This is a genomic window from Nocardia sp. N2S4-5, from assembly GCF_044628355.1.
Lineage (GTDB): Bacteria > Actinomycetota > Actinomycetes > Mycobacteriales > Mycobacteriaceae > Nocardia > Nocardia wallacei_B.
In genome coordinates this window covers 3,706,080-3,720,523 of the sequence record NZ_JBIUPM010000001.1, presented here as the reverse complement: position 1 = coordinate 3,720,523, position 14,444 = coordinate 3,706,080, and the positions used below count along the sequence as shown (strand labels likewise).

Below are 14,444 nucleotides of genomic sequence, written 5' to 3'. Positions count from 1 at the left end.
GCTGCGGTCGAGTCGTGAGGAAGCGCGGCTGTTGACGGAGGTGTCGCAGTGGGGGTGGGCGGTGGGGTTGTGGTGGGTGGGGTATCGCTGCGGTTTTGTCGTGGGGAAGTTGCGGCTTTTGGCGGGGGCGTTGCGTGGGGTGGTGGCGGTTGTGCGCGGGCATGAATGGGTGGGTGGTGCCTGGGCTGGAGACGGGCGGGTGGTGCCGGGGGGCCGCTTTTCTCGGACTTTGGGATGGGGGTGGTGGTTGGCTGCGAGTTGGGTGGGGGTGGGGCGGCTTTCCGGCAGCGGTGATCCGGCCTTGGCGGTCACGGGTCGCGGGGAAGTGGCGGGATTTGCCGTGTGGGGTCGATTTGCGTCCGCGCAGGCCGGGTGGCCGATGCGTGGGAGTGACGACGTGGGCGGGTGGACATGAATCGGGGCTTGCTGTTGCGGGGATTGCCCGCGGTGGTCGTGGTGGTGGGGGCGGCGGTGGGGCCGTGGGTGGCGCCGCGGGCGGTGGATGCCACCGTGGGGATTCCGTTTGCCGCGCCGGGGGCGGGGGCGCCGTTGGGCGGGGATCGGTTGGGGCACGACGTGTTCAGCCGGTTGCTGCACGGTGGGTGGGGGCTGATACTGCTGGCCGTGTTGATCGCCGTCGCGGTTACCGGGTGCGCGAGTGTGTTGGGTGCGCTGGCGGCGCTGCGGCCGCGGCTGGGGGCGGTGATCGAGCGCGGTGCGGATCTGGCGATCCTGTTGCCGGCCGTCCTGGCGCTGCTGCTGGTGGTGGCGTCGTGGCCGGAGTCGGGGGCGTTCGGGGTGGTGCTGGTGGCGATTGTGTTCGGAATCCCTTACTCCGCAAGGGTGTTCGCGGCCGCGGCGACACCCGTGGCCGCAACCGGGTATGTGGAGGCGGCGCGGCTCGGCGGGGAGTCCACCGGTTACGTGATTTTCCGCGAGATGTTGCCGAACATGCGTGAACTGGTCTTCGCGCAGTTCGGCTTGCGTTTCGTCGAGGGCATGTACCTGGTGGCGACGGCCGCGTTCCTGCGGCTGCCGACCTCGCTCGGCGCGTCGAATTGGGCTGTCATGGTGCGCGACAACGCTTCCGGGATCCTGCTGAATCCGTGGGCGGTGCTGGCGCCGAGCCTCGCCATCGGCATCGTCGCGGTGAGCGTGAACCTGCTGGCGGCCGCGTTGGGACGACGGGAAGCGGGGCGGACATGATCGTGGTCCGGGAACTGTCGGTGTCCGCGGCGTCCGCGCCGCTGCTCGACACCATCTCGCTGCGGGTGCCCGAGGGCGGTGTCACCGCGCTGCGCGGGCCGTCCGGCTGCGGCAAGTCGACCCTGATGAAGGCGTTGCTCGGGCAGGTTCCGGCGGGCGCCACCGCGAGCGGGGTGGTACACGTCGGCGAGCACGAGGTGCTCACCCTCGACCCGCTCGCGTTGCGGAGGTTCCGGCGCGAGCAGATCGCTTTCGTCGGCCAGGATCCCGGCGTGGCGCTGAACCCGACCATGCGCGTCCGCTCCTTGCTGGGCGAATTGTCCGACCCTGCAACAGCTTTGGAAGCCCTGGCGGCGGTGGAACTGCCAGAGTCCTACCTGCGCCGCCGCCCGGCCGAACTGTCCGGCGGCGAGCAGCGCCGCGTCGCCCTGGCCCGCGCCCTCGCCCGCCGCACCCCGGTCCTGGTCCTGGACGAGCCCCTGGCCGGTCTACACGGCCGCCTACGCACCTCCGTCATACATCTCCTCCGCCGCCTGGCCGACGACCACGGCACCACCATCGTCGTCTCCGGCCACGACACCGCCGCCCTGCACGACTTGGCCGACGTGGTGGTCGCGGTGGGCAACGGTCGTAACGCGATGTCCGGCAAGGTTGTCGACGCGAGTCGCGACTCGTCCGTCGGGCTGGGCTCGGCCGGCGAGGTGACCGCGGTAGGCAATGGTCGTAGCGCGATGTCCGGCAAGGTTGTCGACGCGAGTCGCGACTCGTCCGTCGGGCTGGGCTCGGCCGGCGAGGTGATCACGGTAGGCAACGGTCGTAGTGCGGTATCCGGCAAAGCTGTCGACTCCAGCCGTGACGCGCTCGTTGGGCAGGGCTCGGCTGATGAGGCGATCGTGGTGGGGGACGGCCGTGGCGCGGTATCCGGGAAGGCTGTCGACCCCGGTCGTGACGCGCTCGGTGGGCAGGGCTCGGCTGATCGGGTGATCGCGGCGGGCAATGGTCGTGGTGCGGGATGCGGCGAGGATGTTGATCCCGGTCGTGATGCGTCAATCGGGCAGGGCTTGGTTGATGAGGTGGTCGCGACAGGCGACGGGCGCGATGCGGTGCGCGGAAAGGCGGTTGATTCCGCCGGGGGTAGCTCGATCGATTTCGCCGTGGACGAGTCGGTGGCTTCGGATGTTGCGGGCTGGTCGTGCCCGGGCGAGGCCGTCGTTGGGCCGGAACGTCCTGGCGGCGTGGGGGTTTCGGCTACGGATTCGGTGGTCGGCGGCGCGCTGCCCGGAGATGGTGTGCATCGGCCTGTGGGTGCCGGGGCGGAATCCGATCGGCATGCTGGCGGAGCGCCGGTGAGTTCCGGCGGCACGGCCGGTCGAGCGGACGGCGGTCCAGGTGGGACCAAAGGTGTTGGTGGCCAGGTGCTCTCGGTGTCGGGGCTCGGGGTGTCAATCGGGCGGCGGATGGTGCTCGAAGGTGTCGACCTGGGGTTGGCGGCGGGGGAGTCGGTCGCGGTGGCGGGGCCGTCGGGGGCGGGGAAGTCGACGTTGGCTCGGGCGGTGGTGGGATTGCGCCGGGCCGCGGTGGGGGAGGTGCGGGTGTCGGGGCGGGTGGCGTTGGTGCCGCAGGACAGTGCGGGGAGTCTCAATCCGCGTCGGACCGTGGCGCAGACGCTGTCGCGGCCGGTGCGGCGGCACGGTGGTGTGCGCGGGCCGGAGGTGATGGCCGAGGTCGCGCGTTTGCTGGACACGGTGGAACTGGAAAGCGCACTGGCCCAGCGGTATCCGCACGAACTGTCCGGTGGTCAGCGGCAACGGGTGGCGCTGGCCCGGGCCTTGGCGCTGCGACCGGCGGTGCTGGTGTGCGACGAGATCACCTCGGCACTCGACCGCGACACCGCCGACGCCATCATGACCCTGCTGGACAGCCTGCGCCGCGACCGGAACCTGGCCCTGCTCGTCATCACCCACGACATGCACGTCGTCTCCCGCTACTGCACCGGCATGTGCGTACTCGAATCCGGCCGCATCGTCGAAACAGGCCCTGTCGCCAAGGTCCTCGCCGCCCCGGCACACGACGCCACCGCCGCCCTGCTGGGCTGAGTGGTCCGTGGCCGGGGTTGAGTCCGCGTGCCCCGAGGGCTGAGAACGGTGGGGCATACACTCGTTGCGTGTCGAGTGCAGCAGCGGTGCCCGCGGCGGCTGGGGGGCGGCGGGAGCGGTGGCAGCCGCATAATGCTGCGCGGCGGGAGCGGATTGTCGAGGCGGCGATTGCGTTGCTGGAGGAGCATCCGGCGGGCGCGGACATTCCGGCGCAGCAGATCGCGGCGCGGGCCGGGTTGGCGAAATCCGTTCTGTATCGGCAGTTCTCGGGCCGCGAGGAGCTCGATCGCCGGGTTCGGACCACCATCGCCGAGCGCTTCACCGACGCCCTGGACGCCGCGCTGGACATCGGCGCCGGGTCCATCGCGGAGATCTTGGCCCGGGCGGTCGGCGTGGTCGTCGACTGGATCGGCGACCATCCGCGCCAACACGAATTCCTGCGCACCGGCCCCGCGGCGGACGGCCCCGAGGACCGCGACGCGCTGAGCGGCCTGATGATCACCATCACCGGCCGCGCCAACGGGCTGGTGTCCGGGCTCGCCGGCGCCGTCGGCGTGGCCGACCCGCCGGTCATCGACACCATGACCTTCGCCATCGTCGCCATGGTCGAGGCCACCGTCACGCGCTGGGCCCACGAACCGGACCCCGCGCTCGACCGCGCCGCCCTGATCGCCGAGGTAGCGAGCTACGCCTGGAGCATCCTCGACGGCGTCGCCCGCACGCACCACCTCACCCTCGACCCCGACCAGCCCCTCCTCCAGCTGATCGAGGCACTGGCCGCACCGGACCGATGAGTGCCGCCGCTCACGCCGCCCGGCGCGCCGGTTCGCTGCGATAACGCGAGGGCGCGCCATTGATGTTCAGCGCCCGCCAGAGCAGCTTGGCGGGGGCGGGCATGAGGCCGAGATCATCGACCAGCTTGCGCACGTCGTCGAAGTAACCCGAGAGGATCTTGCGCGAGGCGGGACCGCGCCAGAACGCCTCCTTGATCACCTCGCGCGGAATGTCGAACTGCCGGGCGAACGACCGCGGCGGCGTCATGATCTCCCCGGCCAGCCACCGCATCGCGAGCGGGAATGCCAAGGCGCACACCGCTTTTCCGGGTAGACCCATCCGCTCGATGTGGGCGGTGAGGTACTCGTGGGCGAATGAGATGTGCCGCGCCTCCTCGGCGATGTGGATCTGCATGGTGCGCAGCACCGCCGGCGGCATGTTGGCCTCGGCGCGGATGACCGCCTTCTGGTAGTGGTCGATCGGCTCCTCGCCGCCGAGAATGCCGATGAACAGGATGACGTGCGCGTATCCGCCCGCCACCCCGATCAGCGGCGACAGCGCCCGGAACACCGGCCGCATCCCGGGCACGTCCACGCCGACGCGGTTCACCAGCTCCTGGAACATCTGGATGTGGTTGCACTCCTCGGTCATCTCGTGCAGGCAGTACCGGAACTCGGGAGATCCGTTGGGCAGCTTCATGATGTACTGCATCAGCCCGCGGATCAGCACGCTCTCGAACGCCGCCCCCACCTTGATCACGTTCGAGATCCGCCATTTGCCGATCTCGATCTGCTGGTGCAGCGGCAACTCCCGGTACCAGCGGGTGGCGCCGAGCGGGTCGATCTCGGGATCGAGCACCCAGCGCGGGTCGTCGGGGTCGATCGCGAGTTCCGGCCCGTCCCAATCGATGTCGAGATACGGGTCGAAATGCCGATGCACCGATCCCTCGGACAGAGCCGCCAACGCCTCCGCGTACTCGGGCGTGATCGGGCCGGTGTGCATGGTGTCGGACAACGTCATCGGTGCCTCCTGAACCTCGACTCCCTTCGAGAATACGTGGGACTCGGAGTCCCACACAACCACCATCGCCCGGATATCTGGATGATGGAGAGGTGCGTCCGAAGAAGGCCGGTGCTCGAACCGCTCGGAAGGTCCGCGCCGCCCTGCTCGGCGTCGTCGCGGCGGCCGTCGTGCTGTCCGGGTGCGGGGAGGTGCAGCAGCTCCCGCCCATTCCGGAGGGCATCCCGCCCGGCGTGGGCACTCCCGTCCCCCGATCGATCTCGACGCCCCCGGCCGCAGCGCCGGACAGCTGCGCGAGTGGGCCGACGAGCAGTCCGACGCGCTCGGCATCCCGGTCGTGGCGCTGGAGGCCTACGGCTACGCCGCGGCCGTGCTGGCCCGATCCCGCCCCGACTGCGGCATCGGCTGGACCACGGTCGCGGGCATCGCTCGCGTGGAGAGCAAACACGGTAGCCACGGCGGTTCCCGCCTGGGGTCCGACGGCCAGGTGAGCCCGCCCATCCGCGGTGTGCCGCTGGACGGATCGCCGGGCGTGGCGCGAATCGTCGACGAGCACGAGACCGCCCGCGCGGGCGAGCCCGTCTATGTGCGTGCGGAGGGCCCGTTCCAGTTCCTCCCCGAAACGTGGCAGCGCTGGGGCGCCGACGCCAACGGTGACGGCGTCGCCGACCCCGACAACATCGACGACGCCGCCCTCACCGCCGCCCGCTACCTGTGCGCCAGCGGAGGCAACCTGACCACCCCCGAAGGCTGGCAGCGAGCCCTGCTCACCTACAACCAGTCCACCCCCTACCTGAATAAGGTCCGCCTCCACGCCGCCGCCTACAGCGTCGGCCGCAAGGCCTGACCCCAACAAACCTCTTGTTCACATCACCCCCGGTTTATGCCGACCCCCCGTTTATGGCGCAACCCCCCCCGGTTTGTGGCGCGTCTCGGGTTTCGGGGGTCGCTGCGAAGCGACGAAGGAGCCAGCAGCGACCCCCGAAACCCGAGACCAAGGGCGCCACAAACCCGCCGAGCGAAGCTCGGCAAACAAACACAGTAGGCTCATCCGAGCACGGGTTCGCCGTGCGACCTGCTCATGGACGGCGGTGGGCGGGACCGAGTCAGGAGCCGAAGGAGTGTCGTTTTCGTGGCCATCATCGAACAGGTCGGAGCTCGCGAGATCCTGGATTCGCGCGGTAACCCCACTGTCGAGGTCGAGATCGCTCTCGACGACGGCACCCTGACCAGGGCTGCCGTGCCGTCGGGGGCTTCCACCGGCGAGCACGAGGCCGTGGAGCTGCGCGACGGCGGTGAGCGCTACGGCGGCAAGGGCGTGCGCAAGGCCGTGGAGGGCGTGCTCGACGAGATCGCCCCGGCCGTCATCGGTTTGGACGCCGTGGAGCAGCGCACCGTCGACCAGGTGCTGCTGGATCTGGACGGCACCCCCGACAAGTCCCGGCTGGGCGCGAACGCGCTGCTGGGCGTGTCGCTGGCGGTGGCCCGCGCGGCCGCCGAGTCCTCGGGCCTGGAGCTGTTCCGCTACCTCGGTGGCCCGAACGCGCACGTGCTGCCGGTGCCCATGATGAACATCCTCAACGGCGGCGCACACGCCGACACCAGTGTCGATGTGCAGGAATTCATGATCGCCCCGATCGGCGCGCCCACCTTCCGCGAGGCCTTGCGCTGGGGCGCCGAGGTCTACCACGCCCTCAAGGCCGAGCTGAAGAGCAAGGGCCTGAACACCGGCCTGGGCGACGAGGGCGGTTTCGCCCCCGACCTGCCGGGCGGCACCCGCGAGGCGCTGGACCTGATCGTCGCCTCCATCCAGAAGGCCGGTTACCAGGTCGGCAGCGATGTGGCGCTGGCGCTGGACGTGGCGGCCACCGAGTTCTACACCGCCGGTACCGGTTACAAGTTCGAGGGCAGCGTCCGCTCGGCCGACGAGATGACCGAGTTCTACAGCGAACTGCTGGCGGCCTACCCGCTGGTGTCGATCGAGGACCCGCTGTCGGAGGACGACTGGGACGGCTGGGTCTCGCTCACCGACCAGATCGGCGACAAGGTGCAGCTGGTCGGCGACGACCTGTTCGTCACCAACCCGGAGCGACTCGAGGACGGCATCGAGAAGGGCGCCGCGAACGCGCTGCTGGTCAAGGTGAACCAGATCGGCACGCTCACCGAGACTTTGGACGCGGTCGAACTGGCCCACCGCAATGGCTACAAGTCGATGATGAGCCACCGTTCCGGCGAGACCGAGGACACCACCATCGCCGACCTGGCGGTCGCGGTCGGCAGCGGGCAGATCAAGACCGGCGCGCCGGCGCGCAGCGAGCGGGTCGCCAAGTACAACCAGCTGCTGCGCATCGAGGACGCGCTGGGTGATTCGGCCCGCTACGCCGGGGACGTCGCGTTCCCGCGCTTTGTTCTCGAGGGGTAGTACGGTCGGAGCTGTCGTCATGCGGCGCGCGTGCCGGGGCCGGATGGTCACGACGGGATCCACGCGCGCCGCCCCGCAGGCAGCCGATTTTCGAGGTGTGAGATGACGGAGCGACGGGCGCGCGGTGCCAGTCCGTCCGGGCGCGGGGACCGCCGCACGTCGCGGACCGCCCGGTCGCGCCCCGACAAGCCGGTCACCGGTTCCACTCCCGCGGCTCGCACCGCCGCCGGTAAGCGCGCCGCGCAGCGCCGCACTGGGACCGGCGGTTCGCGGGCGGCCCGCGCCCGCGCCGCCCGCGACAAGCACGAGCGCAAGATTCTCGGCCTGTCCACCGGCCGCGCGGTCATCCTGGCCGCCGTGCTGTGCGCGCTGGCACTGACCCTGGCCGTCCCGATGCGCACCTACTTCAGCCAGCGTTCCGAGGCCGCCCAGCTCGCCCAGGAACGCCGGGAACTGGAGGACGATCTGGCCCGCCTGCGCGATCGCCGTGCGCAGCAACAGGATCCGGCCTACATCAAGTCGGAGGCACGCGATCGGCTGCGCCTGGTGATGCCCGGCGAGACCGCGTACATCGTGCAGGTGCCCGGCATCGAACAACCGCCCGTCCCGGCCCAGGCCACCCGGGCGCGCCAACCCGACCCCTGGTACACCGAGCTGTGGCGCAGCATGTCGACCCCGCAACCCGCGCCGCAGCCGGATGCGGCCACACCACCCCCGACCCCCGAAGGAGCGCCCCGGTGACAGAGCCCGCCAGCGAGGCCGATCTGGAGATCGTCGCCCGGCAGTTGGGCCGTCCGCCGCGCGGCGTGCTCGGCATCGCCTACCGCACCCCGGACGGGCAGCCGGCCGTCGTCCGGACCGCGCCGCGGCTGCCCGACGGCACGCCGTTCCCGACGCTGTACTACCTGACCGATCCCCGCCTCACCGCCGAGGCGAGCCGGCAGGAGGCGACCGGCGTCATGAAGGGCATGACCGAGCGGCTCGGCGCCGACGCCGAACTGGCCGCCGCCTACCGTGCCGCGCACGAGAGCTATCTGGCCGAGCGCGACGCCATCGAGTCGCTGGGCACCGATTTCAGCGGCGGCGGGATGCCGGAGCGGGTGAAATGCCTGCACGTGCTGATGGCGCACGCACTGGCGAAGGGCCCGGGGGTGAACCCGCTCGGCGACGAGGCGGTCGCGCTCGCGGCCGACAACGGCTTGCGCGGCACCGCGATTGCGGCAGACTGGCCGAAGTACGTGGAGTACCAGCAGGGGAAGGACAGCGATGAGTGACCGGGTGGCCGCCGTCGATTGCGGCACGAATTCGATCCGGTTGCTGATCGCGGAGGTCGGCGCGGACAAGCATCTGACCGACGTGCACCGGGAGATGCGGATCGTGCGGCTCGGCCAAGGCGTCGACGCCACCGGCGAACTGCACCCGGAGGCGATCGAGCGGACCCGGGCGGCGCTGCACGACTACGTGGACCGGATGGTGGATGCGGGTGTCACGCGAGTGCGCATGGTCGCCACCTCCGCGACCCGCGATGCCCGCAATCGCGACGACTTCTTCGCCATGGCCGCAGCGGAATTGGGCCGCGTGGTGCCCGGCGCGCAGGCCGAGGTGATCACCGGCGACGAGGAGGCCCGGCTGTCGTTCGCCGGTGCGGTCGACGAATTGTCCAGTGCCGAAGGGCCGTTCGTCGTGGTAGACCTCGGCGGCGGGTCCACCGAGGTGGTGCTGGGCGACAGCACGGGCGTGGAGTCGGCGTACTCCGCCGACATCGGCTGTGTGCGGATCACCGAGCGCTGCCTGCAGGGCAACCCGCCCACCCGCGAAGAGGTCGCCTCCGCACGGTTTTTCGCCTCTCAGCGGCTGGCGCAGGCCTTCGGGGTGGTGCCCGTGGAGCGGGCGCGCACCTGGGTCGGCGTCGCGGGCACCATGACCACGCTCGCCGCCGTGGCGCTCGACCTGCCCGAATACGATTCGGAGAAGGTACATCTCACCCGCATGAGCCTGGAACAGGTTCGGGCCGTGTGCAATCGGCTGATCGCGATGAACCACGACGAACGCGCCGCGCTCGGGCCGATGCATCCCGGCCGGGTCGATGTGATCGGTGGCGGCGCGGTGATCGCCGAGGTGCTCGCCGACGAGCTGGCCCGCCGGGCGGGCATCACCGAACTGATCGTCAGCGAGCACGACATCCTCGACGGCATCGCCGCGTCGGTCGCCTGAGCGCTCGCGTCCCCGCCCACACCCCCGATCACGCTGCGGCGCACCCGTTGTCGGGCGTCGCGTCGTGCCCTGTGTGCTGTCCGAATCCGCCGCGGCCGGTATATTGCTCGCAAGCTGCTGTCCTTCTCAGACAGATGGCACATTCGAGCCATTGGCGGGGAAGGGCGTTTTGTCCGACCGGGGTGATCGCAAGGGGAGGGATGTCGTGTCGCCGTCGCGCATTCTGGCAAGTCCGAACCGGCCGGCTTGGGCACTCTGCGTGCGAACCGCTCATGACCTGAACATCCTGACCGGAATCCATCTCGTAAATTCATGCGTCCAGTTAGTCTGCTGCGGCGGCGCGCCGAAACCCGGCCCGCCGAATCACCGCAACTGCGATCCGGTTGCTGGAGAATTGCGTGCATGGAAAGGTCGAGTACATGACCGGAGTGGTCCACCCACCGCAGCGGAGTGCCGAACGCACCCTGTTCGGGCATCCGATCGGCTTGGTGAACCTGTTCGGAGTCGAGCTGTGGGAACGGTTCTCGTTCTACGGCATGGTCACGATCCTGGGTTACTACCTGTACTACTCGGCCACCGAGGGCGGGCTCGGGCTGGAGAAGTCCACCGCCACCGGACTCGTCGGCGCGTACGGCGGACTGGTGTACATGTCGACCGTGCTGGGCGGCTGGGTCGCCGACCGCGTGCTCGGCATGGAGCGCACCGTGTTCTACGGCGGTGTCGTGGTGGTGGCGGGACACCTCGCGCTGGCGGTGATTCCGGACCTGGCCGGTGTCGGTGTCGGCCTGGTGCTGGTCGCGCTGGGCAGTGGCGCGCTGAAGGCGAACGCCTCGTCGCTGGTGGGCACCCTCTACGAGAAGGGCGACGCGCGGGCCGACGGCGGCTTCACGCTGTTCTACCTCGGCATCAACATCGGCTCGTTCATCGGCCCGCTGATCACCGGCCTGCTGCAGACGCACGTGGGATTCCACTACGGCTTCGGCGCGGCGGCGATCGGCATGTCGCTGGGCCTCGCTCAGTACGTGGTGTTCCGGCGCAATCTGGGCACGCACGGCCGCGACGTGCCGAACCCGCTGCCGCGCAACGGCTTCGGGCCCGTGCTCGGAGCGGTCGCCGGGCTGCTGGTGGTGGTGGCGGTGGCCGTCGCGACCGGGCTGCTGACGCTGGACAACCTCTCCGACGTGATCACCGGCGTCATCGTGATCGCGGCGATCACCTACTTCGCGGTCATGCTGAGCAGTCCCAAGGTGACGCCCGTCGAGCGCACCCGGGTTCGGGCGTTCATCCCGCTGTTCGTCGCCAACGCCGTGTTCTGGTCGCTGTTCCAGCAGATCTTCACCGTGCTCGCGGTGTACTCCGACGAGCGGATGAACTGGTCGCTGTTCGGCTGGACCGCGCCGTCGAGCTGGGTCGGCTCGGCCGACCCGGTCTGGATCATCGTGCTGTCGCCGCTGTTCGCGATCCTGTGGACCAGGCTGGGCAATCGCGCACCGACCACGCCGCGCAAGTTCGCCTACGGCGTGATCGGCATGGGCGCGTCGTTCCTGCTGTTCGTGGCGCTCGCCGGTTTCGACGGCAAGACGGTGCCGGCGGTGCTGGTGTTCCTCGTCCTGGGCGGGTTCGCGGTGTCCGAACTGCTGCTGTCGCCCATCGGCCTCGCGGTGACGACTCAGCTTGCGCCCGAAGCCTTCCGGGCACAGATGATGGCCCTCTACTTCTTCTCCGTCGGCCTCGGCACCGCGATGTCGGGTGTGCTGTCGAAGTACTACGACCCCGGGCACGAGATCGCCTACTTCGGCACCACCGGCCTGGTCGCCATCGCCGTCGGCATCGTGGTCTACTTCTTCGCTCCACGGGTCAGCCGTCTGATGGAGGGAGTCCACTGAGCAAACTTTCGGATAATTCCGAGACGCCCGTACAAGTTTGATAGGTTGACCGGACGCCCCCGTAGCCCAATTGGCAGAGGCAGCGGACTTAAAATCCGTCCAGTGTCGGTTCGATCCCGACCGGGGGCACGACGACACAGCAGGTAATCGGTCCTCCGGTCCGGCTGTGTTACATCCCTGTGCGGCCCGCTCGGTGCCCGCGCCCATCATGTCCGCGACCGCGTCGGCGTGGTCGAAACGCTCGGCGCAGGCACCGGCGACGCGGCGGTGCGGGGACGCGTTCGCCGGGTGTGCCGCCGTACGGCTTTGTGATCCTCGTCACTGCGCTCCCGGATGGTGCTGTCGGGGCGCCCGTACGTGGTGACGCAACCGGACGCCGTCATGCCCGCGCCGAGTGGCCGCCCTGGTTGCCAGGGTGTGGCCGACCCGTCAGTTTCCTTGCAGCAAACCAGCTTCCGCGGGGTGGGGACCGGCGCGCCGGGTCTCTCGGCCGTCACCGGCGGGAAGGCCCGAGAATGTATTCATCGATGGTGGAAAGGACCGGTACGGCATGCTCGAGGGCCCGTCCGGCGCGGCGCGAGGAACGTCCTGAGATGACCGATGTGGTGGACGTCGCGGGTGCGCCGAGGGTGGTGGAGTCCCGCGTCGTCGGGGACTACCTCGTCGCCGCGACCGAGAGGTTGGGGTTGGGATCCGACGCGGCGACCGTTCGCGCCGTGGCGGCGAGCGCCTGCGGCGCGCGGCTGCACCCGGTGTGGCCGGACGGACGGCGGGCCACCACGCTGACCCTCTCCGGATTCCCGCTCGAGGTGAGCGTGACGGGAGGCCGCGGCGAGGTGGTCCCGGCCCTGCGCTACGTCACCGAAACAGCAACGGAGCAAACGGAATTCGCCCGGCGCGCAGCCGTCCAACTCGCCACGATCCCGGACCTGGTCGCACGCTTGCCGGAGGCCGACTCCACGGTCGCCGAACTGCTGCGGTCCTTCGTAGCGACCGTCTACCCCGACCCGGCGGCCGTGTCCAGGCGGCATCGCTTCGTCACCTGGGCCGGGATCACGCATCGAGCCGCGCTACCGCGCCACGCCGCGTACCTGAAGGTCTACGCGAACCTGCGGGTGGTGCCCGGAGCCGTGGACAGATTGTGCCGAGCGTGGCCCGAGTTCGCCGGATCGGTGTCGGTGCCCGAGGGCCGGAAGTTCGTGGGACCGGTCGCGGCCGCGTTGGAAGTGGATGCCGGTGGCGACCTGACCCACAAGATCTATCTCTCCACGCGGTACAACGACCCGGCGGTGCCGGAGGAGTTGGTCCGATATCTCGGCGACCCGATCGCGGAGATGTTGGCGGAGTTCGCCCGCTGCGGCGCGGAGGCGAACCCGGTGCGGCAGTACAACCTTGCTCTCTGCCGCGCACACCGTCACGGAAAGAGTTCTGTGACGCTCTACCTGCTCGGTAAGCGGCACACCGACGTGACCGAGCTGGCCCGTGCACTCGCTGCCCGGCATCACGGGAGCACCGATGCCGTCGATGCCCTCGCACAGGCGGCCGAGACGGCCGGAGCGGTCTGGCGTTATTCGGGTGTCGGGCTGGGTTTCTCCCCGGACAGCGGAATCGACAAGTTGAATGTCTACGGCACACCGCTGTGGATCACAGCGAGTGCCGCACCAGCCCGAGGTGAGCGTTGACATGCTCCAGCCGATGCGCGGAGCGCAGCTGCCGAAGTCGGCTCGGATCGGCCCCGTAGAGTCGCTCGGCCAAGGCGGCGTCGAGGTCGTCGGCCCCGTACAGGTAAGGGCGCCCGCCCAATTCGCAGCAGCGTCGCAGCAGATCGTCGAATACTCCGCGAACGGCGGCGGTAGCGGCCGGGTCGCGATCGACCCAGGTGTAGATGCCCACTCCGATCGAGACGGGCACATTTCCGGCCGGTGCGAAGGCGAACGGAACGGCGTCGGCGCGACGGCGCACGATCAGGAGATAGAGCATCGTGCGGGCTCGATCGAGGGGCGGCCGGAGCCGATGGGTCTCCACCGCCGCGACCATCGGCGCCAGCTGCCCGGCGGGCACGAGGTAGTCGGTCCACAGGCGCACGCGATCGGCGGCCCGCTCCGGCTCGCGATCCCAAGCGAACGGCAGATCCGGCACTCGCACACAGGTTTCGGCATCGCAGTGCTCCGGTTCGTCGGAGATCCAGCCGGTCGCGGAGCGAAAGCGGTTGCGGCGCACCGACGCCCAGAAGATGTCGACCTCCTCACAGCGTGCGATTCGCTCGGTGTGCTCGACGAGATCGGCGATGGTGCGATGGTGCGCGCGGTGCACGTGGGCGTAGCGGCGGTACGGCGCCGACCGCAGCACGACCCGCTCGATCAGTCCGACGGTGCCGAGCCCGCCCAGCGCGAACCGGAACAGCTCCGGATGGTCTGTGCGGGAACACCACCGGGCGGCCCCGGTCCCGTCGATCAGCCGGATGCGTTCGATGTGGTCGATCTGCATGCCGTGGCGCGCGGAGGTGATTCCGATACCCCCGACCGACAGCGTGCCGCCGACCGACATGTGCAGGTAATTGGGAAGCACCGGAACCGATCGTCCGTGTCGGTTGAGGTGTCGCTCCAGGGCGTACCAGCTCGCTCCCGACGGCACCTCGATCAGGCCGCCGCCGAGATCGCGGATGTCACGTGCGTATGTGTCCGGCGCGTAGGTGACGAGAAGTTCGTTTTCGGTGACGGTCTGGCCGCCGCAGGAATGGCCCGCGCCACGTAATGTCGTCGGCTTACCCGACCCGAGCAGCGCGGCGGGAATCGCCGTCGGCATTCGATGCACGGCCTTCGGGAC

Annotated in this window: 11 protein-coding genes, 1 tRNA gene and 1 pseudogene; 11 read left to right on the top strand and 2 right to left on the bottom strand. The window is 69.8% G+C overall.

The annotated features are described in order from the left end of the window. Positions 1 to 411: 411 nt before the first annotated feature. The 3 genes from ACFMRZ_RS17040 to ACFMRZ_RS17030 all read left to right on the top strand — a co-directional run bounded on the left by ACFMRZ_RS17040 (position 412) and on the right by ACFMRZ_RS17030 (position 4,096). Positions 412 to 1,206 carry an ABC transporter permease gene (locus ACFMRZ_RS17040; RefSeq protein WP_400182890.1) on the top strand — a complete coding sequence of 265 codons (795 nt, stop codon included), beginning with the start codon at positions 412 to 414 and terminating at the stop codon, positions 1,204 to 1,206. Next, a complete protein-coding gene (locus ACFMRZ_RS17035; protein ID WP_400179909.1) occupies positions 1,203 to 3,302 on the top strand; it encodes an ABC transporter ATP-binding protein in 2,100 nt (699 codons plus the stop codon). Before ACFMRZ_RS17040 ends, ACFMRZ_RS17035 begins: the two co-directional genes overlap by 4 nt. A gap of 68 nt (positions 3,303 to 3,370) precedes the next feature. Continuing rightward, positions 3,371 to 4,096 carry a TetR/AcrR family transcriptional regulator gene (locus ACFMRZ_RS17030; RefSeq protein ID WP_280366184.1) on the top strand — a complete coding sequence of 242 codons (726 nt, stop codon included), beginning with the start codon at positions 3,371 to 3,373 and terminating at the stop codon, positions 4,094 to 4,096. A gap of 10 nt (positions 4,097 to 4,106) precedes the next feature. Here ACFMRZ_RS17030 and ACFMRZ_RS17025 read toward each other — a convergent pair whose 3' ends face one another. Beyond that, on the bottom strand, positions 4,107 to 5,096 hold the full coding sequence (locus tag ACFMRZ_RS17025) for a diiron oxygenase (RefSeq protein ID WP_400179908.1): 990 nt from the start codon (positions 5,094 to 5,096) through the stop codon (positions 4,107 to 4,109). 92 nt (positions 5,097 to 5,188) lie between these two features. Here ACFMRZ_RS17025 and ACFMRZ_RS17020 point away from each other — a divergent pair. The 8 genes and pseudogenes from ACFMRZ_RS17020 (at position 5,189) to ACFMRZ_RS16985 (ending at position 13,300) form a co-directional block, all read left to right on the top strand. Then, a pseudogene (locus tag ACFMRZ_RS17020) lies at positions 5,189 to 5,943 on the top strand (lytic transglycosylase domain-containing protein). A gap of 285 nt (positions 5,944 to 6,228) precedes the next feature. Then, positions 6,229 to 7,518, top strand: a complete 1,290-nt coding sequence (eno, locus tag ACFMRZ_RS17015; RefSeq protein ID WP_280367341.1) for a phosphopyruvate hydratase — start codon at positions 6,229 to 6,231, stop codon at positions 7,516 to 7,518. A gap of 102 nt (positions 7,519 to 7,620) precedes the next feature. Then, positions 7,621 to 8,259, top strand: a complete 639-nt coding sequence (locus tag ACFMRZ_RS17010; protein ID WP_400179907.1) for a septum formation initiator family protein — start codon at positions 7,621 to 7,623, stop codon at positions 8,257 to 8,259. Continuing rightward, a complete protein-coding gene (locus ACFMRZ_RS17005) occupies positions 8,256 to 8,792 on the top strand; it encodes a DUF501 domain-containing protein (protein WP_280271996.1) in 537 nt (178 codons plus the stop codon). Before ACFMRZ_RS17010 ends, ACFMRZ_RS17005 begins: the two co-directional genes overlap by 4 nt. Next, positions 8,785 to 9,732, top strand: coding sequence for an exopolyphosphatase (locus ACFMRZ_RS17000; RefSeq protein WP_400179906.1), 948 nt, complete (start codon positions 8,785 to 8,787; stop codon positions 9,730 to 9,732). The genes ACFMRZ_RS17005 and ACFMRZ_RS17000 overlap by 8 nt, the downstream gene beginning before the upstream one ends. A gap of 419 nt (positions 9,733 to 10,151) precedes the next feature. Beyond that, positions 10,152 to 11,618 (top strand): peptide MFS transporter, encoded by a 1,467-nt coding sequence (locus tag ACFMRZ_RS16995; RefSeq protein ID WP_280271994.1) that lies wholly within the window; start codon positions 10,152 to 10,154, stop codon positions 11,616 to 11,618. Between the two features lie 55 nt (positions 11,619 to 11,673). After that, a tRNA-Leu gene (locus ACFMRZ_RS16990) sits at positions 11,674 to 11,747 on the top strand. 464 nt (positions 11,748 to 12,211) lie between these two features. Beyond that, on the top strand, positions 12,212 to 13,300 hold the full coding sequence (locus ACFMRZ_RS16985) for a hypothetical protein (RefSeq protein ID WP_400179905.1): 1,089 nt from the start codon (positions 12,212 to 12,214) through the stop codon (positions 13,298 to 13,300). Here the strand turns inward: ACFMRZ_RS16985 and ACFMRZ_RS16980 are convergent. Further along, positions 13,263 to 14,423: an FAD-binding protein gene (locus ACFMRZ_RS16980; protein ID WP_400179904.1), complete on the bottom strand. Its 1,161-nt coding sequence runs from the start codon at positions 14,421 to 14,423 to the stop codon at positions 13,263 to 13,265. The two genes, ACFMRZ_RS16985 and ACFMRZ_RS16980, sit on opposite strands and share 38 nt — an antisense overlap. Positions 14,424 to 14,444 lie beyond the last annotated feature (21 nt).

Bases quoted from the DNA above. Each gene is read 5' to 3' on its own strand.
- ACFMRZ_RS17040 (WP_400182890.1), top strand. From the start codon at position 412: ATGAATCGGGGCTTGCTGTTGCGGGGATTGCCCGCGGTGGTCGTGGTG.
- ACFMRZ_RS17035 (WP_400179909.1), top strand. From the start codon at position 1,203: ATGATCGTGGTCCGGGAACTGTCGGTGTCCGCGGCGTCCGCGCCGCTG.
- ACFMRZ_RS17025 (WP_400179908.1), bottom strand. From the start codon at position 5,096: ATGACGTTGTCCGACACCATGCACACCGGCCCGATCACGCCCGAGTAC.
- ACFMRZ_RS17010 (WP_400179907.1), top strand. From the start codon at position 7,621: ATGACGGAGCGACGGGCGCGCGGTGCCAGTCCGTCCGGGCGCGGGGAC.
- ACFMRZ_RS17000 (WP_400179906.1), top strand. From the start codon at position 8,785: ATGAGTGACCGGGTGGCCGCCGTCGATTGCGGCACGAATTCGATCCGG.
- ACFMRZ_RS16995 (WP_280271994.1), top strand. From the start codon at position 10,152: ATGACCGGAGTGGTCCACCCACCGCAGCGGAGTGCCGAACGCACCCTG.
- ACFMRZ_RS16985 (WP_400179905.1), top strand. From the start codon at position 12,212: ATGACCGATGTGGTGGACGTCGCGGGTGCGCCGAGGGTGGTGGAGTCC.
- ACFMRZ_RS16980 (WP_400179904.1), bottom strand. From the start codon at position 14,423: ATGCCGACGGCGATTCCCGCCGCGCTGCTCGGGTCGGGTAAGCCGACG.